Source organism: Saccharothrix sp. ALI-22-I (assembly GCF_001984175.1).
In the GTDB taxonomy this organism is placed as follows: domain Bacteria; phylum Actinomycetota; class Actinomycetes; order Mycobacteriales; family Pseudonocardiaceae; genus Actinosynnema.
Window position 1 is genome coordinate 723,724 of record NZ_MTQP01000068.1, and the last position, 23,903, is coordinate 747,626.

At 70.4% G+C, this 23,903-nt stretch carries 27 protein-coding genes; 15 read left to right on the top strand and 12 right to left on the bottom strand.

What is annotated here, in order from left to right; all coding sequences use genetic code 11:
• The first annotated feature begins 75 nt into the window (after window positions 1-75).
• From ALI22I_RS40175 to ALI22I_RS40180, 3 genes are all read left to right on the top strand, one after another.
• Window positions 76-1,230: a pyridoxal phosphate-dependent aminotransferase gene (locus ALI22I_RS40175; protein WP_077010793.1), complete on the top strand. Its 1,155-nt coding sequence runs from the start codon at window positions 76-78 to the stop codon at window positions 1,228-1,230.
• Window positions 1,231-1,296: 66 nt separating this feature from the next.
• Window positions 1,297-1,470: a hypothetical protein gene (locus ALI22I_RS51575; protein WP_179118517.1), complete on the top strand. Its 174-nt coding sequence runs from the start codon at window positions 1,297-1,299 to the stop codon at window positions 1,468-1,470.
• Window positions 1,471-1,536: 66 nt separating this feature from the next.
• Window positions 1,537-2,301, top strand: coding sequence for a potassium channel family protein (locus tag ALI22I_RS40180; protein WP_077011186.1), 765 nt, complete (start codon window positions 1,537-1,539; stop codon window positions 2,299-2,301).
• A 16-nt stretch (window positions 2,302-2,317) separates the two neighbouring features.
• Here the strand turns inward: ALI22I_RS40180 and ALI22I_RS40185 are convergent, their stop codons facing one another.
• Window positions 2,318-3,337: a threonine aldolase family protein gene (locus tag ALI22I_RS40185; RefSeq protein ID WP_077010794.1), complete on the bottom strand. Its 1,020-nt coding sequence runs from the start codon at window positions 3,335-3,337 to the stop codon at window positions 2,318-2,320.
• 153 nt (window positions 3,338-3,490) lie between these two features.
• On the opposite strand from ALI22I_RS40185, the gene ALI22I_RS40190 reads away from it, so the two are divergent.
• The 6 genes from ALI22I_RS40190 to purB are packed head-to-tail and all read left to right on the top strand — an operon-like array spanning window position 3,491 to window position 8,251.
• Complete coding sequence (locus tag ALI22I_RS40190) at window positions 3,491-4,009, top strand: SigE family RNA polymerase sigma factor (protein WP_077010795.1); 519 nt, start codon at window positions 3,491-3,493, stop codon at window positions 4,007-4,009.
• Between the two features lie 17 nt (window positions 4,010-4,026).
• On the top strand, window positions 4,027-4,776 hold the full coding sequence (locus ALI22I_RS40195) for a hypothetical protein (RefSeq protein WP_077010796.1): 750 nt from the start codon (window positions 4,027-4,029) through the stop codon (window positions 4,774-4,776).
• A gap of 53 nt (window positions 4,777-4,829) precedes the next feature.
• Window positions 4,830-5,414, top strand: a complete 585-nt coding sequence (locus ALI22I_RS40200) for a TetR/AcrR family transcriptional regulator (protein WP_077010797.1) — start codon at window positions 4,830-4,832, stop codon at window positions 5,412-5,414.
• Window positions 5,415-5,460: 46 nt separating this feature from the next.
• On the top strand, window positions 5,461-5,991 hold the full coding sequence (locus ALI22I_RS40205) for an RNA polymerase sigma factor (protein ID WP_077010798.1): 531 nt from the start codon (window positions 5,461-5,463) through the stop codon (window positions 5,989-5,991).
• Complete coding sequence (locus tag ALI22I_RS40210; RefSeq protein ID WP_077010799.1) at window positions 5,988-6,770, top strand: hypothetical protein; 783 nt, start codon at window positions 5,988-5,990, stop codon at window positions 6,768-6,770. The genes ALI22I_RS40205 and ALI22I_RS40210 overlap by 4 nt, the downstream gene beginning before the upstream one ends.
• Window positions 6,771-6,817: 47 nt before the next feature.
• A complete protein-coding gene (gene purB, locus ALI22I_RS40215) occupies window positions 6,818-8,251 on the top strand; it encodes an adenylosuccinate lyase (RefSeq protein WP_077010800.1) in 1,434 nt (477 codons plus the stop codon).
• Here the strand turns inward: purB and ALI22I_RS40220 are convergent.
• The 4 genes from ALI22I_RS40220 to ALI22I_RS40235 are packed head-to-tail and all read right to left on the bottom strand — an operon-like array spanning window position 8,248 to window position 11,166.
• Window positions 8,248-8,685: a hypothetical protein gene (locus ALI22I_RS40220; RefSeq protein ID WP_179118518.1), complete on the bottom strand. Its 438-nt coding sequence runs from the start codon at window positions 8,683-8,685 to the stop codon at window positions 8,248-8,250. The two genes, purB and ALI22I_RS40220, sit on opposite strands and share 4 nt — an antisense overlap.
• Before the next feature lie 56 nt (window positions 8,686-8,741).
• Complete coding sequence (locus tag ALI22I_RS40225; RefSeq protein ID WP_077010802.1) at window positions 8,742-9,491, bottom strand: amino acid ABC transporter ATP-binding protein; 750 nt, start codon at window positions 9,489-9,491, stop codon at window positions 8,742-8,744.
• Window positions 9,488-10,318: an amino acid ABC transporter permease gene (locus tag ALI22I_RS40230; RefSeq protein WP_238598790.1), complete on the bottom strand. Its 831-nt coding sequence runs from the start codon at window positions 10,316-10,318 to the stop codon at window positions 9,488-9,490. Before ALI22I_RS40230 ends, ALI22I_RS40225 begins: the two co-directional genes overlap by 4 nt.
• Window positions 10,315-11,166 (bottom strand): ABC transporter substrate-binding protein, encoded by an 852-nt coding sequence (locus ALI22I_RS40235; RefSeq protein ID WP_077010804.1) that lies wholly within the window; start codon window positions 11,164-11,166, stop codon window positions 10,315-10,317. Before ALI22I_RS40235 ends, ALI22I_RS40230 begins: the two co-directional genes overlap by 4 nt.
• 64 nt (window positions 11,167-11,230) lie before the next feature.
• Here ALI22I_RS40235 and ALI22I_RS40240 point away from each other — a divergent pair, with 64 nt between their 5' ends.
• The gene (locus tag ALI22I_RS40240) at window positions 11,231-12,121 is read left to right on the top strand and encodes a phosphoribosylaminoimidazolesuccinocarboxamide synthase (RefSeq protein ID WP_077010805.1); all 891 of its coding nucleotides are present in this window, start codon (window positions 11,231-11,233) and stop codon (window positions 12,119-12,121) included.
• A 72-nt stretch (window positions 12,122-12,193) separates the two neighbouring features.
• Window positions 12,194-12,913, top strand: coding sequence for a DUF2334 domain-containing protein (locus tag ALI22I_RS40245; RefSeq protein ID WP_077010806.1), 720 nt, complete (start codon window positions 12,194-12,196; stop codon window positions 12,911-12,913).
• On the opposite strand, the gene ALI22I_RS40250 is transcribed toward ALI22I_RS40245, so the two are convergent.
• Window positions 12,835-13,446, bottom strand: coding sequence for an MBL fold metallo-hydrolase (locus ALI22I_RS40250; RefSeq protein WP_077010807.1), 612 nt, complete (start codon window positions 13,444-13,446; stop codon window positions 12,835-12,837). The two genes, ALI22I_RS40245 and ALI22I_RS40250, sit on opposite strands and share 79 nt — an antisense overlap.
• A gap of 56 nt (window positions 13,447-13,502) precedes the next feature.
• On the bottom strand, window positions 13,503-14,474 hold the full coding sequence (locus tag ALI22I_RS40255; RefSeq protein ID WP_077011187.1) for an NAD-dependent epimerase/dehydratase family protein: 972 nt from the start codon (window positions 14,472-14,474) through the stop codon (window positions 13,503-13,505).
• Between the two features lie 300 nt (window positions 14,475-14,774).
• On the opposite strand from ALI22I_RS40255, the gene purS reads away from it, so the two are divergent.
• Genes purS through purL form a run of 3 tightly spaced genes read left to right on the top strand, consistent with a single transcriptional unit; the run spans window position 14,775 to window position 17,955 of the window.
• Complete coding sequence (purS, locus tag ALI22I_RS40260) at window positions 14,775-15,014, top strand: phosphoribosylformylglycinamidine synthase subunit PurS (protein WP_033428368.1); 240 nt, start codon at window positions 14,775-14,777, stop codon at window positions 15,012-15,014.
• Window positions 15,011-15,682, top strand: a complete 672-nt coding sequence (gene purQ, locus ALI22I_RS40265) for a phosphoribosylformylglycinamidine synthase subunit PurQ (RefSeq protein ID WP_077010808.1) — start codon at window positions 15,011-15,013, stop codon at window positions 15,680-15,682. Before purS ends, purQ begins: the two co-directional genes overlap by 4 nt.
• Before the next feature lie 8 nt (window positions 15,683-15,690).
• Complete coding sequence (gene purL / locus ALI22I_RS40270; RefSeq protein ID WP_077011188.1) at window positions 15,691-17,955, top strand: phosphoribosylformylglycinamidine synthase subunit PurL; 2,265 nt, start codon at window positions 15,691-15,693, stop codon at window positions 17,953-17,955.
• A 66-nt stretch (window positions 17,956-18,021) separates the two neighbouring features.
• On the opposite strand, the gene ALI22I_RS40275 is transcribed toward purL, so the two are convergent.
• The 5 genes from ALI22I_RS40275 to ALI22I_RS40295 form a co-directional block, all read right to left on the bottom strand.
• On the bottom strand, window positions 18,022-18,780 hold the full coding sequence (locus ALI22I_RS40275) for a lysozyme (RefSeq protein WP_443217005.1): 759 nt from the start codon (window positions 18,778-18,780) through the stop codon (window positions 18,022-18,024).
• Window positions 18,781-18,816: 36 nt separating this feature from the next.
• A complete protein-coding gene (locus ALI22I_RS40280) occupies window positions 18,817-19,638 on the bottom strand; it encodes a lysozyme (protein ID WP_077010809.1) in 822 nt (273 codons plus the stop codon).
• Between the two features lie 87 nt (window positions 19,639-19,725).
• Window positions 19,726-20,571 carry an aldo/keto reductase gene (locus ALI22I_RS40285; protein ID WP_077010810.1) on the bottom strand — a complete coding sequence of 282 codons (846 nt, stop codon included), beginning with the start codon at window positions 20,569-20,571 and terminating at the stop codon, window positions 19,726-19,728.
• Between the two features lie 243 nt (window positions 20,572-20,814).
• Window positions 20,815-21,780, bottom strand: coding sequence for a pentapeptide repeat-containing protein (locus ALI22I_RS40290; RefSeq protein ID WP_077010811.1), 966 nt, complete (start codon window positions 21,778-21,780; stop codon window positions 20,815-20,817).
• A gap of 1 nt (window position 21,781) precedes the next feature.
• Window positions 21,782-22,933 carry a pentapeptide repeat-containing protein gene (locus ALI22I_RS40295; RefSeq protein WP_077010812.1) on the bottom strand — a complete coding sequence of 384 codons (1,152 nt, stop codon included), beginning with the start codon at window positions 22,931-22,933 and terminating at the stop codon, window positions 21,782-21,784.
• 144 nt (window positions 22,934-23,077) lie between these two features.
• On the opposite strand from ALI22I_RS40295, the gene ALI22I_RS40300 reads away from it, so the two are divergent.
• On the top strand, window positions 23,078-23,899 hold the full coding sequence (locus tag ALI22I_RS40300; protein WP_143532677.1) for an SAM-dependent methyltransferase: 822 nt from the start codon (window positions 23,078-23,080) through the stop codon (window positions 23,897-23,899).
• Window positions 23,900-23,903: the final 4 nt, after the last annotated feature.

Below are 23,903 nucleotides of genomic sequence, written 5' to 3' on the forward strand. Positions count from 1 at the left end.
GGTCGAACGGTAGTTGGTGGTCAGCGCCGGTTCACGGTGGTTGTCGGCCGGGCCCGGTCTATTAGCCTGACCTGCATGCTCAGTGTCGCCAGTCGTGCGGATGTGCCTCCTTTCCACGTGATGGAGGTGTTGTCCGCCGCGGCGCGGCGGCAGCGGACGGTGGGGGACGTGGTGTCGTTGGCGGCCGGGCAGCCGTCCAGTCCGGCGCCCACGCCCGTGCTGGAGGCCGCTCAACGCGCCCTGCGCGAGCGGACGCTGGGCTACACCGAGCAGTTGGGGATTGTGGAGCTGCGGGAGGCCCTGGCCGGGCACTACTTCCGGCAGTACGGGCTTGAGATCTCGGCCGACGACGTGGTGGTGACGACCGGGTCGTCCGGTGCCTTCCTGTTGGCGTTCCTCGCTTCCTTCGAGGCCGGTGACCGGGTCGCGTTGGCGCGGCCCGGCTACCCCGCCTACCGCAACATCCTGCGGGCGTTGGGGTGTGAGGTGGTCGAGTTGCCGTGCGGGCCGGAGACGCGGTTCCAGCCGACGGTGGCGATGTTGGACGACGCCGGGCCGCTGGACGGGCTGGTGGTGGCCAGTCCGGCCAATCCGACGGGAACGGTGCTCAAGCCGGACGAGTTGGCCGCGGTGGCGGGCTGGTGCGGTGCGCACGGCGTCCGGTTGGTCAGTGACGAGATCTACCACGGCATCAGCTACGGCACGCCGCTCGCTTGCGCGTGGCAGACCTCCCGGGAATCCATCGTGGTCAACTCCTTCTCCAAGGCGTTCGCCATGACCGGCTGGCGGTTGGGGTGGATGGTGCTGCCGCCCGACCTGCGCCGGGCGGTGGACCGGTTGACGGGCAACTTCACGCTCTGCCCGCCCGCCCTGGCCCAGTACGCGGCCGTCGCGGCGTTCGAGCCGGAGTCGTACGCGCAGACCGAGCGCCTGGTCGAGGGGTACCGCCTCAACCGGGACGTGCTGCTCAAGGGCCTGGCCGATCTCGGCATCGACAAGGTGGCCCCCGCCGACGGCGCCTTCTACACCTACGCCGACGTCTCGCACCTCACCGACGACTCGATGGACTTCTGCCGCCGCCTCCTGGACGACACGGGGGTCGCGATCGTGCCGGGCATCGACTTCGACCCCGTGCGCGGGCACGAGTTCATCCGGATGTCCTTCGCCGGGGCCGCCCACGACATCGAGGAGGCGTTGCGGCGGCTCGGTCCTTGGTTGTCGTCATCATGATGACATTTGTACTCCCGATCATGGGCTGGTGGGGAACTGATGGACCATGCCACTCGTTCGTGTGGCATGGTCCGAATAATCCTGTGGCTGCTCGCGGCCTGGCTCGTGATCACCGTGCTCGGCGCCGTCATCGAAGGCGTCTTCTGGCTCGCGATCATCGGTGGCGTGCTGTTCCTCGGCACCGCCGCGTACGGCGCGATCAAGAGCGGCAAGCGCCCGAAGGGCATCAAGGGCCCCTGACAGCGCCGGCAGGTGAAGTTGTACCCGGAGCTGGCAAAACACCGACCCGAGCCGCACCATGGGTCGGTGTTCGAGACCGATGAACGCCGCCTCGCCCAATGGGAGCGACGCGTCGAGTGGCCGCTGACCGGCCTCGCCATCCTCTTCCTGGTGGCCTACGCCTGGCAGGTCCTCGACGACCGCTCCACCCCCGGCCTGCACGTCGTGCTGGAGATCGTCCTCTGGCTGACCTGGCTGGTCTTCGCGCTGGACTACGCCGCCCGCCTCAAACTCGCCGTGGACAAGCGGAAGTTCTTCGTCAGCCACCTGTTCGACCTGCTCACGGTGCTGCTGCCGATGGTCCGCCAACTGCGCGTGCTGCGGCTGATCACCGTCTTCAAACTGCTCAACCGCCGGTTCGAGGACAGGTTCCGGGAACGCGTCGGCATCTACGCCGCAGGGGTCACCGCCGTGGTCGGCCTGTCCGCCTCGCTGGCCGTGCTGGACGCGGAACGCCATCACCCGGACGCCACCATCACCACATTCGGCGATGCCGTCTGGTGGACGCTCACCACCATCTCCACCGTCGGTTACGGCGACCGCTACCCCGTCACCTGGGAGGGGCGCCTTGTCGCCGCACTGCTCATGATCGGCGGCATCGCCCTGCTCGGTGTCATCACCGGCACGATCGCCTCCTGGCTGGTCAGCCGGCTCAGCGGGGTCGAGGAATCGGTGGCCGAGGCCGAGCAGAGCACGCTGGCCGAACTCCGCCTGGTCCGGGCGGAGCTGGCCGAACTGCGTGAGGAGCTGCGCGCGACCAAGACCGCGACCAAGACCGCGACCGAGACCTGAGCACCCCCGGACCGGGTCAGCTCGCCGACCCGATCCGGCGCAGCGCCTCGGCCACGTCGTCGGCGCCCAGGTCGCGGTGCAGCACGAACCGGATCTTGCCCGCCATCGGCCCGGCGAACACGCCCAGGTGCCGCAGCCCGGTCAACGTCACCTCCAGGTCCGGCACGCCGGCCAGCACGATGTTCGTCTCCGGCTCGTCCACCTGCCAGTCCAGCTCCGCCAGGCCGTGCGCCAACGCGCGGGCGTTCGCGTGGTCCTGCGCCAGGTCGTCGATGCGCCCCAGCCCGACCAGCCCCGCGGCGGCCAGCACGCCGCCCTGCCGGACACCGCCGCCGAGCATCTTGCGCACCCGCCGCGCCTCGGTCACGAACGACGAAGTCCCGGCCACGATCGACCCCACCGGCGCGCCGAGCCCCTTGGACAGGCACACCTGCACGGTGTCCACCCCGACCGTCAGAGCCGCGGGCGGCAGGCCCAACGCCACGGACGCGTTCCACAACCGCGCGCCGTCCAGGTGCACCCGCAGCCCGGTTTCCCGCGCCGCCGACACCAGCAAGGCGTGCTCATCGGGCTGCGTCACCGCCCCACCCGCCGCGTTGTGGGTGTTTTCGAGGCACAAGAGCGTCGTGCGCAGCGTGTAGTACGGCCCGGCGGCACCCGCCGCCGCACGCACCGCATCGGGTGACACCCGTCCGGGCCCCGCGTCGCACTCCAACGGGTGAGGCATCCCGCCCGCGATCCACGCGGCCGTCCCCAGTTCGTTGTCCAGCACGTGCGCCCCGCGCGGCGCCAGGAACTGGTCACCGGGCCGCAGGTGCACGGTCAACGCGATCAGGTTGCCCATCGACCCCGACGGCACCCACAACGCCGCCTCCACGCCCAACAGGTCCGCGACGCGCTCTTCGAGCAACCGCATCGTGGGGTCGTGGTCGAGCACGTCGTCGGCGACCTCGGCGCCGGCCATCGCCAGTCTCATGGCCTCGTCCGGCCGGGTGACGGTGTCGGAGCGGAAGTCGAGCGGTGAGAGCAGGGTCACGAATGGATCACATCACACCGGGCAAGCCCTGACCCAGTCGTGCGGGCGGTACCACGATGGGGGGTGACGCAAGTCTCGGACAACCGGCGTGCAACCGTGTGCGCCACCGATTCCGTCCGGTAGGTGCAAGCACGACGAGCGGAGAGAGTCCGCGTGGATCAGCACGACGAGCAGGAGTTCGCGGAGTACTTCGTGGCTCGCCGGGAGGCCGTGCGCCGAACGGCGTTCCTGCTCTGTGGTGACTGGCACCGGGCGGACGATTTCGCGCAGACCGCGTTCGTCGCGTTGCACCGCAGGTGGCGCAAGGTCCGGGACAAGCAGGCCCTGGACGCCTACGTCCGCCGGACGCTGGTGCGCGCGGTGATCGACGAGTCGCGCCGGCCGTGGCGGCGGGAGCGCTTCGTGGACGAGGTCCCGGAGACGCCCTCGGGTGACGGTGAGATCGCGGACTCGGTGGCGACGCGCGAGGCACTGGTCGCGGGCTTGCGGCGGGTACCCCCACGGCAGCGGGCGGTGCTCGTGCTGAGGTTCCTGGAGGGCCTGGACGTGGCGGCGACCGCCGAGGCGTTGGGGTGTTCCGAGGGAACCGTGAAGAGCCAGACCTCCAGGGGTCTGGAAGCCCTGCGCGAGGCGTTGGGCGACACCATCGAAGACTTGCGGCCGGCGTCGTGAGCGGGAGGAGGAGGTAGGTGGACGAGCAGAAGCTCGCTGAGCTGTTCCGCGACGCGGCCCGTGACGCGCCGCCCCCGTCCTTCGACGTGGCGGGCGTGCGGTCGGCGTCGGCGCGGGTGACCGCGCGACGGCGGTCGGCGATCGCGCTCGGCTCCACGTTGGCCCTCGTGCTCGTCTTCGGTGGAGTGGCCGTCACGAGCGGCCTGCTGGAGAACTCGACCAGCGATACCGCCGTGGCGGGTTCCGCTGAGGACGGTTCGTCCCTTAACGTCACCCCATTCAGCGCCGGTCAGCCGGAGCTGATCCCGAAGGACGCATCACCGGACCGCAGCGGTGGAATACCGCCCAAGAGCATCCCCGACGACCCGTCTACGCAGGGGGACGAGCCATCGGGGAGTGCCGACCGCCCGTCGGTCGGCAGCGCCCAACGCGGGTGCGTTGAGGTGGACCGGGAGCTCGCCGTCGCCCTCGCCGACGAGCTCTCGGTCGCCAACACCTTCCAGGCCGCGCCCGCCGCGGCCGACTGCCCGATCGGCTCACGTGGCGCGAGTTACCCGGTGCGTGACGGCGCCATCTTCGGCACGGTGTCGGCCGTGATCGCGCCGCCCGGCACGCTGGTGCCGGAGTCGAACGTGCAGTACCAGACCGCGAAGACCCCCGCCGGCGATGAGCTGTACTTGCTCAGCCGACCGGAGGAGGGCTCGTCGGTGGCGCCGTTCTCGGGTGAGCTGGCGTCGATGGCGCAACGGCTCGCGGCGCGGCTCTGAACGCGGTGCCCGCCTCGACGTGACCGGTGGCGGGCACTAGTACCTTTCCTGCAATGACAGCCGCAACGCCGAAGGGCGAACGCCGGCGCCAGGCGCTGGTCGAAGCCGCCGCGGGCCTGTTGGCCGACGGCGGGTTCGACGCGATCCGGCACCGTGCCGTCGCCGAGCGCGCGGGCCTGCCGCTGGCCTCCACCACGTACTACTTCGACTCGCTGGACGAGCTGGTCACCGCCGCCCTGGAGTTCCACGGCAACGCCGAGCTGGCCTACGGCAAGGCCCGGCTGGACGAGCTGGACCCGCGCGAGTGCGGCGGCGACGCGTTCATCGAGCTCGTGCTCGACCTGCTGCTCGGCCCGCCCGGCGACGGTGACGCGGAGGCCGTGCTGCTGCGCTACGAACGCCTGGTCGCGACCGGCCGGCGGCCCTACCTGCGGCCGTTGATGCGGAGGATGTCGGGCGAGCTGCACTCCCTGCTCTTCGACATCTTCACCCGGGCCGGTCAGCCGGTCACCCGGGAACGCGTCGAGGAGCTGATCGCCCTGGTGGACGGCGCCGTGGTCAACGCGCTGATCGAGATCAGCCCCGACCCGCGCGCGGCGGCACGCCGGATGCTGCAGAAGTCGATGCAACCTCGCTGACCCCTGATCGCGTTGGAAGGAATGGGGGCGCGAAAGGGGATCGCACATGCGCAAGGCCGAAGAGCAGGGCTTCCGTGAGTTCGCGGTGAGCCATGCCGCTTCGTTGCGGCGCACGGCGTACCTGTTCTGCGGCGACTGGCACATGGCCGAGGACCTGATGCAGGCCAGCCTGCTCAAGCTGTACCAGGCGTGGCACCGGATCGAGTGGCGGGACAACGCGTCCGGGTACGCCCGCAAGGTGCTGCTGCGCACGTGGCTGGACGAGAAGCGCAGACCCTGGCGGCGGGTGGAGCAGCGCGACGGCGAGGTGCCCGACGTGGCGGACTCGGCCGCCGACCCGGAACGTTCGGGCGAGCGGCTGTGGGCGCGCGACCTGGTGCACGCGGGGCTGCTGCGCGTGCCGCCGCGGCAGCGGGCCGTGCTCGTGCTGCGGTACTTCGAGGACCTGCCGGTGAGCGAGGTCGCGGTCGCCATGGGGTGCACCGAGGGCACGGTCAAGAGCCAGACCGCACGCGGGCTCGTGGCGTTGCGCGCGGCGGTCGAAGAACTGGAGCGAGGGGCGGTGGTGGCGTCATGAGCGAGGCAGACCTGCGGGAGGGGTTGCGGGCCGCGATCGGTGACGAGCCGCCGCTGAACTTCGACGCCGAGGAGCTGATCCAGCGGGCCGAGCACGTGCGCAAACGCCGTCGTGCCCTGGTCGCGGTGGCGGTGGCGACGCTCGCCCTCACCGGGACGGTGCTGTCCCTGCCGGGGGTGTTCGACCAGCGGCCGGGGATCGACGTGGGGCAGGCGCCGGTGTTGACGATCACGGCGTCCCCGTCCCCCTCCCAGCAGCCGGCCACGATGGAGCCGCCGTCCTTGCTCAAGGAGACGCGCCCCACCACGGTCCCGGCCGGCGTCAGGACAGTGCTCTCCGAGGTCCTGACCAAGCAGTTCGTCGACGTCGTGCCGGGCGCGAAGGTCGTGGAGATCGATTTCGCCGACGTGCTCGGCCAGGACCAGGCGGCGCACCTCGTCGCGATCGTGCGCTTCGTCGACGGGGTGGGCCCCAGCGAGGCGGTGGTGGAGCTCAACGCGCCGGCGCAGCAGGTGACCCGTGACCAGTTCTGCGCCGTGGCGAAGTGCGACGAGCCCGTGCGCCAGGACGACGGCAGCCACCTGGAGTTCGCCACGGTCACCAACCCGGGAGTGGCGATGATGACGTACCGGGTGGCGCACTTCCGCGCCGACGGGTCCGTGGTGGAGGTCAGCGCCTACAACTACGACCCGATGACGGGCGTGCTGCGGGCCGACGTGGCCGTGACCACCGACCAGTTGGTGCGGCTGGCCACGGACCCGAAGCTGACCATGTGGTGACACTCCCCGCCGTCCGGTCTTTCGCCCGAGCGAAATATGCTGGTCACGTGACGGTCAAGCCCCGCATCGCCAATGTCCTCGCCGGTCGCTACGCCTCCACCGAGCTGGCCACGTTGTGGTCCGCCGAGCACAAGATCGTGCTGGAGCGGCAGCTGTGGCTCGCCGTGCTGCGGGCGCAGGCCGACCTCGGCATCGACGTGCCCGCCGAGGCCGTCGCGGACTACGAGCGGGTGGTCGACCAGGTCGACCTGGCGTCCATCGCCGAACGCGAGCGGGTCACCCGGCACGACGTGAAGGCGCGCATCGAGGAGTTCAACGCGCTCGCCGGCCACGAGCACGTGCACAAGGGCATGACCTCGCGCGACCTCACCGAGAACGTCGAGCAGTTGCAGATCCTGCGCTCCCTGGAGCACGTGCGGGGCAAGACGGCCGCCGTCCTCGGCCGCCTCGCGCAGCGCGCCGCCGAGCACACCGACCTGGTCATGGCGGGCCGCTCGCACAACGTCGCCGCCCAGGCCACCACGCTGGGCAAGCGCTTCGCGTCCGCCGCGGACGAGGTGCTGATCGCGTTCCAGCGGCTGGACGAGCTGATCACCCGCTACCCGCTGCGCGGCATCAAAGGCCCGGTCGGCACCGCCCAGGACATGCTCGACCTGCTCGGCGGCGACCGGGACAAGCTGGTGGAGCTCGAACGGACCGTCGCGGGCCACCTCGGCTTCGAGAAGGTGCTGACCAGCGTCGGCCAGGTCTACCCGCGGTCGCTGGACTTCGACGTCGTCTCCACCCTGGTGCAGCTGGCCGCGGGACCGTCGTCGCTGGCCAAGACGATCCGGCTGATGGCGGGCCACGAGCTGGTCACCGAGGGCTTCAAGGCCGGTCAGGTCGGCTCCAGCGCGATGCCGCACAAGATGAACACCCGGTCGTGCGAGCGGGTCAACGGGTTCGCGGTCATCCTGCGCGGCTACCTGTCCATGGTCGGCGAGCTGGCGGGCGACCAGTGGAACGAGGGTGACGTGTCGTGCTCGGTGGTGCGCCGGGTCGCGCTGCCGGACGCGTTCTTCGCGTTCGACGGGCTGCTGGAGACGTTCCTCACGGTGCTGGACGAGTTCGGCGCCTACCCGGCGGTCGTCGGTCGTGAGCTGGACCGCTACCTGCCGTTCCTGGCCACCACGAAGGTGCTGATGGCGGCGATCCGGGCGGGCGTCGGCCGGGAGACCGCGCACGAGGCCATCAAGGAGAACGCCGTCGCGGTCGCGCTGGCCATGCGCGAGCAGGGCCTGGCCGGGAACGACCTGCTCGACCGTCTCGCGGTCGACGGCCGGCTGCCGTTGGACCGCGCCGCGCTGGACGGGCTGCTGGCCGACCGGCTGTCGTTCACCGGCGTGGCCGAACACCAGGTCGCGGACGTGGTGCGGCAGGTCGAGGACGTGCTGGCGAAGTTCCCCGCCGCGGCCGGCTACGTGCCCGAACCGATCCTCTAGTCCCCGGCCCAGGCCAGTCTGCCCCGGCGGGTCGGTGTGCACACCAGCTCCCGACCTGTCGGGTCGACCGCCGTGTCGCCCTCCTGGTCGCACGGGAAGCCCTCCAGCGCCACCTCGTCCCACCGGGGCTGGGGCGGCGGCGGCTCGAACGTCGGCTTGGGTGCCGGCAGCGGCTGGGCCTGCACCGGAGGCGGCGGAGGCGGCTCGGTGGTCTCCGCCACGGGCGGCGGAGGCGGCGGCGGGGTGGTGGCCACCGGCCGTACCGAGATGTTGGCCACCGCCGGGATCGAGGTCACCGGCGCTGAACTGGAGGTCGTCGGGAGCACCACGGGCTCCGGGCTCGCCGACGGCTTGCCACACGCACCCACGAGCAGCAGCAGGAACAGCCCGCCGCTCGCCGCGACAGGTGCCACAAATGCCTTCCGATGGCCCACGCCCAGCAGACTAGGGGTCACTCGTCCGATACCCCAAGTGGCGTCTCCCGAGCGGCCTAAAGGCGGCCTGCGTCGATGATCCTCCGGAGGAACTGCCGGGTGCGCGGGTGCACCGGCTCGCCGAGCACCTGATCGGGTGGTCCGGACTCGACCAGCCGACCGCCGTCGAGGAACACCACCCGGTCCGCCACCTGCCGTGCGAACCCCATCTCGTGGGTCGCCATCAGGATCGTCCGGCCCGCCTCCGCCAGCTCCCTGACCAGCGCCAGCACCTCGCCGACGAGCTCCGGGTCCAACGCGCTGGTGATCTCGTCCAGCAGCAGCAACCGCGGCGAGTAGGCCAGCGCGCGGGCGATCGCCACCCGTTGCTGCTGCCCACCGGACAGCTGCTCGGGGTAGCTGCCCGCCCGGTCCGCGAGCCCGACCCGTTCGAGCAGGTCGAGGGCGTTCCGCTCGGCCTCGCCCCGCGGCACGGCGTGCACCACGCGGGGCGCGAGGGTGACGTTGTCCAGCACGCTCATGTGCGGGAACAGGTTGAACGCCTGGAACACGATGCCCATGCCACGTCGGGCCAGGTCGGCGTTCACCCGCGGGTCGGACACGTCCACGCCGTCGAGCAGCACCTGGCCGTCGTCCAACTCCTCCAGCAGGTTCACGCACCGCAGCAGGGTCGACTTGCCCGACCCCGACGACCCGATCACGGTGACCACCTCGTGCTCACGCACGTCGAGGCTGACCCCGTCCAGCACCGTGTTGCCCCCGTAGCGCTTCACCACACCGCGCACGCTGAGCACCGGTTCGGTCATCGTCCCCCCTGACGGCGTTCCACCCGTCGGCCCAACGCGTCGGCGAACCGCGCCGTGGGCACCGCGAGCAGCACGAACAGCAACCCCGCCACCACGTACGGGGTGAAGTTGAACGACCGTGCCTGCTCGATCTGCGCCGCGCGCACCGCGTCCACCGCGCCCAGCACGGAGATCAGCCCGCAGTCCTTCTGCAGCGCGACGAAGTCGTTGAGCAGCGCGGGCATGACCCGCCGCACGGCCTGCGGCAGCACCACCAGCCGCATGGTCTGGCGCGGGCCCAGGCCCAGCGACCGGGCCGCCGCGACCTGTGACGGGTGAATCGATTCAATCCCGGCGCGGAACACCTCGGCCACGTACGCGGTGTACGCGAGAACCAACGCCACGCCGCCGAGCACGACGAAGTCGTTGGGCACGCCGGTCAGCCGCAACGCGGGCAGGCCGAACCCGACCAGGTACAGCAGGATGATCAACGGCAGGCCGCGGAACAGGTCCACGTACACCGTGGCCAGCGCGCGCAGCGGGAACCACACCGGGCTGCGCAGGGTGCGCAGCGTCGCCACACCCAGCGCCAGCACCAGGATCAGCGCGCCGCACACCACCAGCACGCGCAGGTTCAGCCAGAGCCCTTCCAGGATCGCGGGCAGCGAGCGCCACGCGATCTCCACGTTGAAGAACGACTGCCGCACCCGCGGCCAACCGGGCGCGCGGGCGATGGTGACCCCGACGGCGACGGCGAACACGGCGGTCGACAGCAGGGCGACCAGGGTGGACCGCCGCGAACGGGAACGCTTGTAGGCCAAGCGCTCCCGCTGCAGCTCGCTCGTCACTTCAGCTCGGGTGCGGTGCCCGCGGACGACAGCCATTCCTGCTCGATCCGGGCCAGCGTGCCGTCGGCGCGCAGGTTCTCCACCGCCGTCGAGACGCACGCGGTGAGCGCGCTGCCCTTGTCGAGCACGATGCCGAACTGCTCGGGCTTGCCGTCGCCCGACGGGATCTGGCCGACGATCAGGCCGTCCTCCAGTTCGGCGGAGGTGATGTAGAACGCGGTCGGCAGGTCCACCACGAGCGCGTCGATCTGGCCGGCGCGCAGCGCGGCCTTGGCGTCGTCGTTGGTGTTGTAGACCGCGACGTCCTGCTCCGGCTGCAGGCGCTGGGCGGCCTCGAAGCTGGTGGTGCCGACCTGGGCGCCGATCTTGACCGCCTTCAGCTCCGCCAGCGTCTTCACCGAGGCGGCCTTGGACGACTTCAGCGTGATCACGGCCTGGTCCACGTCGTAGTACGGCGCGGAGAAGTCGACGGCCTGCTTGCGCTCCTCGGTGATGGAGAACTCGTTCAGGTCCATGTCGTAGGTCTTCTGGCCGGGCTGGATGGCCGCGTTGAACGGCACCCGCGTCCACACCACGTCGCTCTTGGCGTAGCCGAGTTCCTCGGCGAGCGCGTAGGCGACGGCCGACTCGAACCCCTTGCCGTTGGTCGGGTCGTCGTCCACGAACCACGGCTCGTACACCGGCTGGTCCGTACCGAACGTGATCTTGCCCGGGGTGAGCGTGGCCAGCTGGTCCTTCGTGCAGGCCACGCCGTCCACCTGGTTGGTCGGCTGTGCGGTCTGGTCCGCGGGGGCGCAGGCGACAGCGAGGACGGCGGTCACGGCGAGTATCAGTCCGGGTGCGCGCATGGCACGAATCTTGCCGCAGGTGGGAAGGACGGCCCACAACGTTCGGACAAGTAGGCTTCGGGCCGTGCCCAAGCTCGCTGACTACCGGCAGGTCGCCGCAGGCAAGGTCCGTCAGATCCACGAGGTGGACGACGACCTGCTGCTGTTCGTGGCGTCCGACCGGATCTCCGCCTTCGACCACGTGCTGGCCACCGGGATTCCCGACAAGGGTCGGGTGCTCACCGCGATGAGCGTGTTCTGGTTCGAGAAGTTCGCGGACCTGGTGCCCAACCACCTGGTGGCGTGGGACGACCCGCGCATCCCCGCCGAGGTGCGCGGCCGGGCGCTGCTGGTGCGGCGGCTGGAGATGGTCCAGGTCGAGTGCGTGGCGCGCGGCTACCTGACCGGGTCGGGCATGGCGGAGTACCGGCAGACCGGGTCGGTGTGCGGCGTGGAGCTGCCGGCGGGGCTGGTGGAGGCCTCCGAGCTGACGCCGCCGATCTTCACCCCGGCGACGAAGGCCGAGATCGGCGCGCACGACGAGAACGTGTCGTTCGCCGTCGTCGAGGCGCAGGTGGGCGCGACGCTGGCCGGTCGGCTGCGGGACGTCACGCTGGAGGTGTACGGGGCGGCGCGCGAATTCGCCCGATCGCGTGGCGTGATCCTGGCCGACACGAAGTTCGAGTTCGGGCTGGACCGGTCCGGGGCGCTGGTGCTCGGTGACGAGGTGCTGACGCCGGACTCGTCGCGGTACTGGCCGCTGGACGGGTACGAGCCGGGGCGCGTGCAGCCGTCGTTCGACAAGCAGTACGTGCGCGACTGGCTGACCTCGGAGGCCTCCGGTTGGGACCGAGCGTCCAACACCCCGCCCCCACCGCTGCCGGACGACGTGGTGGCCGCCACCCGGGCCCGGTACGTGGACGCCTACGAGCGGATCACCGGGCGGTCGTTCGCGGACTGGCCGAGCCCGGAATAGTTCGCGCGATCCCCATCCGGGCGTCACCTGGTCTTAGAGCGGGCGACACGCCGGTGGTGCGCACTGGGTGGCATGGTCGCCGACCTCGTGGTTTCGCTGTCCGGCATCGGGCCGAGCACGCTCGCCCGGTGCGCCGACCTCGCCGACGAACTGGACCGGCGGCGGGTGCCGCTGTCACTGCTCCTCGCGCCGCGCAAAGCCGTGCCCGGTGAGGCGCTGAACTGGGTGCGCACCCGCGTGGCCGCCGGTGACGCGCTGGTCCTGCACGGTTTCGACCACCAGCCGGACCCGACGCACCGGGCGGTGTCGCTGCGCCGGCGGGCCGAGTTCTCCGCGCTGCCCGCGCACGAAGCCGGCCTGCGGCTGGTCGCCGCACGGACCGCGTTGGCACGGTTGGGGCTGACCACCGACCTGTTCGCGCCGCCCGGTTGGCTGGCGTCACCGGGCACGGTGGTCGCGTTGAAGCGGCACCGGTTCGCGGTGTGCGCGGACATGGCGGGCGTGCGGGACCTGCGCACCGGCGAGGTGCGGACCGGGCGGGTGCGGATGCTCAGCGAGCACTGGAGCTACCTGCTCGGCACCGGACGTGCGGCTCGACGCGGCGGGTTGGTGCGGATCGGGGTGGACGCCGCGTCGCTGGACCGACTCGGGCCGCGTGAAGTGCTGCTGGAGGCCGTTGACCTGGCCTTGCACCACGGCGCGTCGCCGATGACCTACAGCTCGACCGCCTCACCCCGGGGCAGCACGACGACTTCCACGCCTTCGGGCGCGGTGCCGACCAGGACGCGGTAGAAGATCTCGGTCTGCGCCAGGATCGCCTCGTGGATCGGCACCGCCTTGCGCGGGCCGACCTTGGCCAGGAAGTCCGCCGCGTCGGAGACCTTCATCCACGGTGCGGCGGTGGGCAGGCCGAGGATGTCGACGCGTTGTTCGGGCACGGTCAGCGAGTCGCCGGGGTGGTAGAACGCGCCGTGGTCGACCAGGTAGCCGACGTTCACCGGTAGTTCGATCGTCGAGTGGATCACCTCGTGCGGCGCGTCGATGACGTTGACGACGGTGTCGTTGAACTCCAGCGCGTCGCCCGGCTTGACGATCTCCGCGCCGTCGAGGTCGAACGGGGCGATCAGGCGTGCGCCGGGGTTGGTCGCGCGCAGGCCGGGCAGTTTCCCGGGGTCGACGTGGTCGCGGTGCTCGTGCGTGATCAGGATCGCGTCCAGGCCGTCTACCTGCTCGAAGTCCGACGAGAACGTGCCGGGGTCGAACAGCAGGCGCGCGGCGCCGGTGTCGACCAGCAGGCACGAGTGTCCGAAGTGGACGATCAGCATGGGGTGGGGCCTCCTCTCCGCTTCGACCCGTTCTACTCCGGTTCGCTTTCCGCTGCTCAGCCCACGGCGTTCAGCAGCGCGTCCTCGACCTCCGGCGGCAGGCCCGCGCGCCGGGTGCGGTCCAGACCGAGACCGCGTTCGTACTCCAGCGAGTCCAGTGCCGTGTCGGAGGTGGGGCGGACCCGGAGCCCGGCGGCGAGCGCGGGGCCGGCGTCGCGGAACATCATCGACCGGTGGGTCGACGGCAGCCACAGCGGCAGGGAACGCGGCCCCACCCACGGCGCGACCTCGTGCTGCTGGAGGACGGGCTCGGGGATGCGGACCAACTCGGTGCCCTGCGGCGCCACCGCGCCCGCGATCTCGCCGAGGACCATGAACAGCGGGTTGGCCGGGCCGATGGCGTCGTAGGTGCCGGTGGTGCGCTGCTCGGCGGCGTCCACGATCCAGGCGGCGAGATCGCGCACGTCGATGTGCTGGGCGGGCTGGTCGGTCGCGTCGGGGACCGCGACCCGGCCGCCCTGGGACAGCCGGTTGGGCCAGTAACCGAACCGGTCGCTCGGATCGCCGGGGCCGGTGATGAGGCCGGCGCGGAGGATGAAGGCCCGGTCGCCGACGGCGTCGAGGACGGCGTTCTCACTGGCCACCTTGACCGCGCCGTACCGGTCGGGCGACGGCGGCGCGTCGGGGTCGTCCTCCAGCGGGTCGAGGGTGGCCGTGGTGCCGGGCGTGGAGTGGTCGGCGTAGACGGAGCAGCTGGAGACGAACGTCCAGTGGTCGGTGGTCACCGATCTCAGCGCCTGGCGGACCCAGGTCACCGACATCTTCGCCACGTCCACGACCGCGTCGAAGTGCGAGCCCTCCAACGGCCCGAGCCCGACGTTCCGGTCGACCGCGACGTGCTGTGCCCCCTCGGGAACCTGACCGGACTCCCCACGTGCAGCGCACACCACCTCGTGCCCGCGCCGCACTGCCTCAACGGCCGTCGCCTTGCTGAGGAACACCGTGCCACCAAGCACCAGGATGCGCATGATCCCCACACTGCGTGCCCAAGCACCGGCCCGCCACCGCGTCCGCCCACAGCGAACGCCTGACTTGCTCAAGAAGTGGCGCGAGCACGGTCGCCGACCGTCCGGACGGGTGCCGCGCTCACTTCCTCGGCCTACGGGGCCTTGGCGAGTTCAGGTTATCAGGAACCGGTCGAAATGACCTTGTCTCGATCGGGTGGTACTAGGTGAACGTGTGCTGCCCGCCACCTGGGAAGTTGATGAACACCCAGGTCAGGTAGGCTCTCTGAGTACCGCAGTCCTCCTAGCTTGGAGCAGCCTGTCGTGGCCCGAGTCGTCGTCGACGTCATGCCGAAGCCCGAAATCCTCGACCCGCAGGGACAGGCGGTGGCCAACGCGCTGCCCCGTCTCGGGTTCGACGGAATCACCAGTGTCCGCCAGGGCAAGCACTTCGAGCTGGAGGTCGCCGACGATGTCGACGACGCCACGCTCGCGAAGATCGCCGAGACCTTCCTCGCCAACCCGGTGATCGAGGACTGGGTCGTGAGGCGGGTAGAGGCATGAGGGTCGGGGTCATCACGTTCCCCGGCACGCTGGACGACGTCGACGCGGCCCGCGCGGTCCAGTACGCGGGTGGGGAAGCGGTCAAGCTCTGGCACGCCGACCACGACCTGAAGGACGTCGACGCGGTCATCGTGCCCGGTGGGTTCTCCTACGGCGACTACCTGCGCTGCGGCGCGATCGCCCGGTTCGCCCCGGTCATGCAGGAAGTGATCGACGCGGCGCGCAAGGGCATGCCGGTCCTCGGCATCTGCAACGGCTTCCAGATCCTGTGCGAGGCCCACCTGCTGCCCGGCGCGCTGATCCGCAACCACAAGCTGCACTTCGTGTGCCGCGACCAGTGGTTGAAGGTCGAGAACAACGCGACCGCCTGGACCAGCCGGTACGACCAGGGCGCGGAGATCCTCGTCCCGCTCAAGTCCGGTGAGGGTGGCTACCAGGCCGACCAGTCCACCTTGGACGAGCTCGAAGGCGAGGGTCGGGTCGTGTTCCGCTACGTCGGCGAGAACCCGAACGGCTCGCGCAACGACATCGCGGGCATCACCAGCGCCAACGGCCGGATCGTCGGCCTGATGCCGCACCCCGAGCACGCCATCGACGCCCTCACCGGACCGACCGATGACGGTCTCGGCATGTTCCTGTCCCTAGTCGACGCGGTGGTGACGGCGTGAACGCCGAAATGGTCAAAACCGACACCGTCAAGAACGCGGAGAGCACGCCCGACCAGGACCAGCCCTACAAGGAGCTGGGCCTCAAGGACGACGAGTACGCCCGCATCAAGGACATCCTGGGCCGCCGCCCCACGGACGCCGAGCTGGCCATGTACTCGGTGATGTGGAGCGAGCACTGCTCCTACAAGTCGTCCAAGGTGCACCTGAAGTACTTCAGCGACACCACGACCGACGAGATGCGCTCGAAGATGCTCGCGGGCATCGGCGAGAACGCGGGCGTGGTCGACATCGGTGACGGCTGGGCGATCACGTTCAAGGCCGAGAGCCACAACCACCCGTCGTACGTCGAGCCGTACCAGGGCGCGGCGACGGGTGTGGGCGGCATCGTGCGCGACATCCTGGCGATGGGCGCACGCCCGCTGGCCGTGATGGACCCGCTGCGGTTCGGGCCGGCCGACGCGCCGGACACCCGCCGCGTGCTGCCGGGCATCGTGGCCGGCGTCGGTGGCTACGGCAACTGCCTGGGCCTGCCCAACATCGGCGGCGAGGTTGTGTTCGACGCGACCTACGCGGGAAACCCGCTGGTCAATGCCCTGTGCGTGGGTGCGATGCGGGTCGAGGACCTGCACTTGGCGCACGCCTCGGGCACCGGTAACAAGGTCATCCTGTTCGGCGCGCGTACCGGCCTGGACGGTATCGGCGGCGTGTCCGTGCTGGCGAGCGAGACGTTCGACGACTCCGCGGGCAAGCGCAAGAAGCTGCCGAGCGTGCAGGTGGGCGACCCGTTCACCGAGAAGGTGCTGATCGAGTGCTGCCTGGAGCTGTTCGCCGAGCGCATCGTGGTCGGCATCCAGGACCTCGGCGGCGCGGGCCTGGCGTGCGCGACGTCGGAGCTGGCCAGTGCCGGTGACGGCGGCATGCACGTCTACCTGGACCGGGTGCCGCTGCGCGCGTCGGGCATGACGCCGGCGGAGATCCTGTCCAGCGAGTCGCAGGAGCGCATGTGCGCGGTCGTGCGGCCGGAGGACCTGGACGCGTTCATGGCGGTCTGCGCGAAGTGGGACGTCATCGCCACCGAGATCGGTGAGGTCACCGAGGGCGACCGGCTGGTCATCACCTGGCACGACGAGGTCGTGCTGGACGTGCCGCCGCGCACCGTCGCGCACGAGGGCCCGGTGTACAACCGGCCGATCGAGCGCCCGGCCGACCAGGACGCGCTCCAGGCCGACACCCCGGACGCGCTGGCCAAGCCCGCGGACGACGAGCTGCTGCCGCTGATCAAGACCATGGCCGCGTCGCCGAACCTGGCGTCGAAGCGGTGGGTCACCCAGCAGTACGACCGGTACGTGCGCGGTGGCACGGTGCTCGCGCAGCCCGCCGACTCGGGCATGATCCGCATCGACGAGTCGACCAACCGGGGCGTGGCGCTGTCCACGGACTGCAACGGCCGCTACACGAAGCTGGACCCGTACGCGGGCGCGCAGTTGGCGTTGGCCGAGGCGTACCGGAACGTGGCGACGACGGGTGCGACGCCGGTCGCGGTGACCAACTGCCTGAACTTCGGCTCGCCGGAGGACCCGGCGGTGATGTGGCAGTTCGAGCAGGCCGTGAAGGGTCTCGCGGACGGCTGCGTCGAGCTGGGCATCCCGGTGACCGGCGGCAACGTCAGCTTCTACAACCAGACCGGTTCCACCGCGATCCTGCCGACGCCGGTCGTGGGCGTGCTGGGCGTGATCGACGACGTCCGCCGCCGGGTTCCGACCGGGATCGGCGCGGAGGCCGGCGAGACGCTGCTGCTGCTCGGCGAGACGCGCGAGGAGTTCGGCGGCTCGGAGTGGGCGCACGTCGTGCACGGCCACCTGGGCGGTCTGCCGCCGAAGGTGGACCTGGCCCGCGAGAAGCTGCTGGGCGAGGTGCTGGTGGCGGGTTCGCGCGACGGCATGCTGTCCGCCGCGCACGACCTGTCCGAGGGCGGTCTGGCCCAGGCGCTGGTGGAGACGTGCCTGATCGGCGAGGTCGGCGCGCGGGTGTTCCTCGAAGGCGAGAAGTTCACCGAGCTGTTCAGCGAGTCGACGGCCCGCGTGCTGGTGGCCGTGCCGCGCACGGAGGAACTGCGGTTCACCGACATGTGCACCGCGCGCGGCCTGCCGTGGCGCAAGGTCGGCGTGGTGGACCCGGAGTCCGACGCGCTGGAGATCCAGGACCTGGGTCAGCTGCCGCTGGCCGAGCTGCGTGAGGCCTGGGAGGGCACTCTCCCGGCGCTGTTCGACTGAGTCCGTGGTGGTGGCCGGTCGGGGTGTTTCAGCCCCGGCCGGCCACTTCTACCAACGGACGGGGTGTCAGCCGTTGGCCAGTGCCTGGAGTCGGTCGTAGGCGCCGTTGAACTGGTTCTGGTCGATGGGCGACGACGAGTACTGCCAGAACGTGTAGTACGGCCAGGCGTGCGGCAGGGTGCCGACGGTGGACGAGTAGCGCGCGACCCACACCGGGTTGTTGGCGCTGAAGTCGCCGCTCACGCACTGGCTCCACCAGCTCGTGGACGTGTAGATGACCGGCCAGCGGGTGGTGCGGGCGTGGTAGCGGTCGCTGAACGCCTTGATCCACGTGTTCATGCCCGCCTTGGACAGGCCGTAGCAGGTGGAGCCGTACGGGTTGTACTCCATGTCCAGCGCGCCGGGCAGGGTCTTGCCGTCCCGCGACCAGCCGCCGCCGTTGTTGACGAAGTAGTCGGCCTGGGTGGCGCCGGCGGACCGGTCGGGCAGCGCGAAGTGGTAGGCGCCGCGGATCATGCCGACGTTGTAGGACCCGTTGTACTGCTGGGCGAAGTACGGGTTGCGGTAGGTGGTGCTCTCGGTCGCCTTGACGTAGGCGAACCGCTTGCCCTGACCCCACCAGTACGGCCAGTCGACGTTGCCTTGGTGACTGCTGACGTCGATGCCGTACACGACGGCCTGGGCGCTGGGGTCGGTGTCGATGACGATGCGCTGCCCGCCGCCTTCGTGCTTGGCCATCTGCGAGCCCATGGCGTGGTCTTCGACGACGGGCGCGGCCTGCGCGGTGCCGGCCAAGCCGATCAGGGCCAGACCGGCGCTGGTCATGAGGGCTGCTGCGGAGCGTGTGAAGTTGTTCATCGATCAGCCCTGTGCGACCCGGAGCAGTTGCTCGTGGTTGCCGTTGAACAGGTTCTGGTCACCGGGGAACAGCCCGGCCGCCCGCCACTGCCAGATCGTCTGGTAGTCCCACCCGTGCGGCAGGGGGCCGAGCACGTCGGCGTAGTGCGCCACCCACAGCGGGCTCGTGTCGCCGAACCGCGCCGCCTCGCCGACGCACCGGTTCCACCAGCTCGTGGACGTGTAGATGGTCGGGTGCCGGCCGGTCCGCGTGAAGAGGCGGTCGCTGAACGCCCGCACCCACCCGCCCATCGCGGCCTGGCTCAGGCCGTAGCACGTGTCGCCGTACGGGTTGTACTCCATGTCCAACGCGCCGGGCAGGGTCTTGCCGTCACGGGACCAGCCGCCGCCGTTGGACGCGAAGAAGTCGGCCTGCGCCGTGCCGTCCGAACGGTCGGGCAGCGCGAAGTGGTAGGCGCCGCGGGTCATGCCGACGTCATACGACCCGTTGTACTGCTGGGTGAACTTCGGGTTGCGGTACCCGGTGCCCTCGGTCGCCTTGACGTAGGCGAACCGCGCGCCGTCGGCCCAGGCCTTGCCCCAGTCGACGTCACCCTGATGGCTGCTGACGTCCATGCCTGGGACCCCGTCGTACCGCGGCGCGGACAACGGCGGGGGCCGCGTGGTGTTGCCCCAGCCCTCGTGCTTCGCGATCTGCGAGCCCGCGTGGTGGTCCGCGGAACCCTCGGGCAGCGCTTCGGCGACGGGTACCTGGGTGATCGCCATCGTGATCGTGAGGGCACCCAGTTGAGCGGTCAAGGTGCGCAGACGGGTGTGCGTCGCCATTGACACCCCCATTCGGTCGGCGGTGCTGGTACCTCTGGCCTAGATCGATCGTCAGGCCGTTCGTCCCGCACCGCATCCGGGGAGATGTCACCCATCCAGGCACTTCAGCTCCTCCTCGGACAGCTGGACGTGCACCGCGTCGGCCGAGTCGGCGATGCTCGCCGGCCGTGACGAACCGGGGATCGGCACGACCTGAGGCGCCTTGGCGAGCATCCACGCCAGGCACACCTGCTGCGGGCTGACCCCGTGCGCCCGACCGACCTCGGCGAACGCGGTGAACCGCTCGCCCAACTCGCCGGCCGCGCTCATACCGCCCAGCGGGCTCCACGGCAGGAACGCGATGTCCAGCTCGGCGCACAAGTCCAGCTCCGGCTCACTGGAGCGGAACGCGGGCGAGAACTGGTTCTGCACGCTCGCCAGCCGCCCGCCGAGGACCTCGTTGGCCTCCCGGATCTGCGCCGGGTCGAAGTTGGACACGCCCGCGAGCTTGATCTTGCCCGCGTCCAGCAACTCGGCCAGCGCGCCGACCGACTCGGCGGTCGGCACCGCCGGGTCGGGCCGGTGGAACTGGTACAGGTCGATCGCGTCCACGCCCAGCCGTCGCAACGACGCCTCGCACGCCGCCTTCAGGTACTCCGGCCGCCCGTCGACCGCCCAGCCACCGCCGGGCGTGCGGGTGTGGCCGCCCTTGGTGGCGACCATGACGCCGTCGACGCCCTTCAGCGCCTCGGCGATCAGCTCCTCGTTGTGCCCGAAGTCGCTGTCGTCGGCCGAGTACGCGTCCGCCGTGTCGATCAGGGTCACGCCCTTGTCGAGCGCAGCGCGGATCGTCTCGATCGACCGGTCGCGGTCTGGGCGGCCTTGCAACGACATCGGCATCGCGCCCAAGCCGATGGCGCTGACCTCGACCCCTCCGATTCGGCGAGTCAGCATCTTTGAAATACCTCCTGTGTTGGATTGCGCCGCCTCCGGCGTCGCGGGCGAGGTCGCGGTGTGGTGTCCAGCTTGGGCGGTCGGTATTGAGCTGTCCAACCGGTTGTCCAACCTGGTGGGCGCTGCGCATGAACAGCGCGGCGTGCCCGGAAGTGACCAGCCGAGGTGGCAACCACCGCGCGAGGTCGCGACTTCCAGGCGACCTCGCCCGCCGTCTGCGGAGCAGCGGCAATCCAACACAGCTCAGTCCTGCTGGACGTGGTCGTCGAGGCGGGCCGGGGCCTGTCCGTCGCCGGTCAGCCGCCAGCCCGTCGGGTCGATCCGGAAGGCGGTTCCGGCCAGTACTTCGAGCTCGCCGATCTGCGATTCCGGTGGTTTCGGGGCGACGTGCAGGAACGTGCCGACGACCGCGCCGGTGACGTTGAGCTCACGCTTGAACGTGGTGTCCTGGAACGAGATGCCGCCGTTGAGCCGCCCGCCCCGAAGATCCACCCGGCCGTGGAACGTGGCGCCGGAGAACAGCGCGGGCTTGCTGAGCACGATCTCGCGGAACGCGCTGATCCCGTAGAACTGGGTCCGTCGGGCGACGAGCCGGCCGAACCGGCGGCCCTCCAGCCGGAAGTGCACGAGTTTCGCCCCGGTCAGGTCCAGGTGGTACTGGATCTCGTCCGGGTCGTCGCCCCAGGGCAGCATGTCCGTGATGAGCCGCTGCGCGGTCATCCGCACGGTCATTTCCCGGTCTTCCTCGGGCGTCACCGCTCGTTCGGGCTTGTCGAAGAAGGCCTGGTCCGGGTCCTCCGGCTTTTCCCCGATCGACGCGTGCTCGAACGGCCGCCGCAGGTAGGCGCACAGGACGCTCAGCACGGTCTGCTTGTACCTCGGCGTGGTGCCGGCCAGCACCGCCAGCACGTGCATCGCACCCACCCTGACCTGGTCGGCCTCGTTGCCCAGCAGCTCGACCGCCCGCGCGAACCGCTCGTCGGCGACCTTCTCGCTCTCCAGTTCGTGCCGCGCCTCTTCGATGCGCCGCCGCCGGTCGTTGAGCCACAGCGCGTACAGCGCGACGACCGCGCCACCGGCCAGCCCACCGGTCTTGATCGCCTCGGCCTTGGGTTGCTTGGGGTCGACCAGCAGCAGGATCGCCGTCGTCGCCACCGTCACCAAGATCGCGGCGAGCACGCTCACCGCCAGAAATCCGCGTCCGCGCACGTCAGCTCCTGACCAGTCCGATGCCGCCTTCGCGGTTTTCCACCACCCAGCCCTCGGGCAGGACGTTCTCGTGCTCCAGCGACACGTACATGGCGTGCGTGCGCGCGACGGCGGGTTTCCCCAGCGCCAGGTTCACGCCGCCGTTGAACCTGGCGTGCTCGAAGTCGATCGGGGTGGCGAACTCGCAGCCCTCGAACGTCACCGAGCCGGTGAACTCCACCCCGGCGAACTTGTTCGGGCCGAGGAACCTCGTGCCGGTGTAGTCGGCCTTGCCCTGGCACTTGAACCGGCTGAACCACGCCTTGCCTTGGAAGACCACGTCGTGCAGGTACAGCCGCCCGGGGCTGGTCGCGTCGGTGAACCACGCGCCGCCGTGTACGACCGCGTGGTGGAAGGAGTTCGACTCCTGGAGGTACGCCGCCCGCATGATCAGCCGGCCGACCTGGCGGTGCGAGATGTCGAAGTACTCCAGGTACGCCCTGGTCAGGTCCAGGTCGTAGTGCGGGATCCCGGTGCCCTCCGCCGGCTTCGCGTCGTCGTGGGGCAGCAGGTCGGCGATCAACCGCTGGGCGGTGAGCCGGACCTCCAGCTCACGCTTGTCCTTGATCTCCGGCTTCTTCTCGGTCTGCCGGTTGCCGTCCGGCTTCGACATCGCTTCGAACGGCCGTCGCAGGTATGCGCAGAGCACGTCGAGCACGGTCTGGGTGTACTCGACGCGGGACCGCGCCAGACCCGCCAGGGCGTGCATCGCGCCCACCCGCACCTGCTCGGCCTCGTGCCCGAGCAGTTCCACCGATCGGGCGAACCTCTCATCGGCGACCCGCGACCGATCGTGTTCGGCCCGGGCGTCCTCCAATACCTGTCGGGCGACCTCGATCTTCTGCCGATCCTCGTCCGTGCGCCGCCGCCGGTCGTTGAGCCACAGCGCGTACAGCGCCACCAGCGCACCGCCCGCCAGGCCGCCGGTCTTGATCGCCTCGCCCTTCGGCGCACCGGGGTCTACCACGAACAACCAGCCAGCGACCAGCAGGAACGCGCCGATGGACCCGGCCAGCGTCGGCGCCAGCAAACTGCCCTTGCGCCGGTGCTGGACGATCAACAGCACGGCCGCGACCACCACCACGACCGCGCCCGCGATCCACAGGTACTCCACGAGGCGGCATTCTTCCGGGTGATCAGGTCAGGGGTGGGTGATTCGGAACTCGCGGCAAAGCGACGGTGTGCTAACTCACCGGATTGGCCCATGATGTGGGGGTCACCGCAACAGTGGGACACCGGCACGTCGAGGAGAGAACGGGTGGACACCGTGGAGCGGCCGAACTGGGCACCGGGCGATATCGACCTGGGGCGCCCGAGCATCGCGCGGGTCTACGACTACTGGCTCGGTGGCGCGCACAACTTCGCCATCGACCGTGCCGTGGGCGACAAGGTCCTGGCCGATGTGCCGATCCTCAAGAACGTCATCCTCAACCACCGCGCGTTCCTGCGGCGGGCGGTGCGGTTCATGTTGTCGCAGGGCATCCGGCAGTTCCTGGACCTGGGCTCGGGCATCCCCACCGTGGGCAACGTGCACGAGATCGCCCAGGCCACCGACCCCGGCGCCCGGGTGGTCTACGTGGACATCGACGCCGTCGCGGTCGCGCACAGCCGGGCGATCCTCACCGGCAACGAGCTGGTCAACGTCCTGCAGACCGACGTGCGGGACGCCAAGCAGGTGCTGAAGTCGCCCGAGGTGCAGGGCCTGCTGGACTTCGACCAGCCGATCGGCGTGCTGATGGTCGCGCTGCTGCACTTCGTCCCGGATTCCGACGACCCGCACGGGATCGTGGCCGACTACCGGGACGCCATCCCGAGCGGCAGCTACCTGGCCGTCTCGCACGCCGGGTACGAGGAAGGCGAGTGGGACCCGGCGTGGGACGACGCGAAGACGACCTACAACCGCGGCGTCAGCGAGATGACGTACCGCAAGAAGCAGGACGTGGGAGCGTTGTTCGACGGGTTCGAGCTGGTCGAGCCGGGTGTGGCGCGGCTGCCGCTGTGGCAGCCCGAGTCACCCGACGACCTGGACGAGAACTCGGCGCGCTTCCTGGGGTTCGGCGCGGTCGGGCGGAAGCCCTGATGAC

Bases quoted from the DNA above. Each gene is read 5' to 3' on its own strand.
- ALI22I_RS40175 (WP_077010793.1), top strand. From the start codon at position 76: ATGCTCAGTGTCGCCAGTCGTGCGGATGTGCCTCCTTTCCACGTGATG.
- ALI22I_RS51575 (WP_179118517.1), top strand. From the start codon at position 1,297: ATGGTCCGAATAATCCTGTGGCTGCTCGCGGCCTGGCTCGTGATCACC.
- ALI22I_RS40200 (WP_077010797.1), top strand. From the start codon at position 4,830: ATGACAGCCGCAACGCCGAAGGGCGAACGCCGGCGCCAGGCGCTGGTC.
- ALI22I_RS40205 (WP_077010798.1), top strand. From the start codon at position 5,461: ATGCGCAAGGCCGAAGAGCAGGGCTTCCGTGAGTTCGCGGTGAGCCAT.
- ALI22I_RS40210 (WP_077010799.1), top strand. From the start codon at position 5,988: ATGAGCGAGGCAGACCTGCGGGAGGGGTTGCGGGCCGCGATCGGTGAC.
- ALI22I_RS40225 (WP_077010802.1), bottom strand. From the start codon at position 9,491: ATGACCGAACCGGTGCTCAGCGTGCGCGGTGTGGTGAAGCGCTACGGG.
- ALI22I_RS40235 (WP_077010804.1), bottom strand. From the start codon at position 11,166: ATGCGCGCACCCGGACTGATACTCGCCGTGACCGCCGTCCTCGCTGTC.
- ALI22I_RS40245 (WP_077010806.1), top strand. From the start codon at position 12,194: ATGGTCGCCGACCTCGTGGTTTCGCTGTCCGGCATCGGGCCGAGCACG.
- ALI22I_RS40250 (WP_077010807.1), bottom strand. From the start codon at position 13,446: ATGCTGATCGTCCACTTCGGACACTCGTGCCTGCTGGTCGACACCGGC.
- ALI22I_RS40255 (WP_077011187.1), bottom strand. From the start codon at position 14,474: ATGCGCATCCTGGTGCTTGGTGGCACGGTGTTCCTCAGCAAGGCGACG.
- purQ (WP_077010808.1), top strand. From the start codon at position 15,011: ATGAGGGTCGGGGTCATCACGTTCCCCGGCACGCTGGACGACGTCGAC.
- purL (WP_077011188.1), top strand. From the start codon at position 15,691: ATGGTCAAAACCGACACCGTCAAGAACGCGGAGAGCACGCCCGACCAG.
- ALI22I_RS40275 (WP_443217005.1), bottom strand. From the start codon at position 18,780: ATGACCAGCGCCGGTCTGGCCCTGATCGGCTTGGCCGGCACCGCGCAG.
- ALI22I_RS40280 (WP_077010809.1), bottom strand. From the start codon at position 19,638: ATGGCGACGCACACCCGTCTGCGCACCTTGACCGCTCAACTGGGTGCC.
- ALI22I_RS40285 (WP_077010810.1), bottom strand. From the start codon at position 20,571: ATGCTGACTCGCCGAATCGGAGGGGTCGAGGTCAGCGCCATCGGCTTG.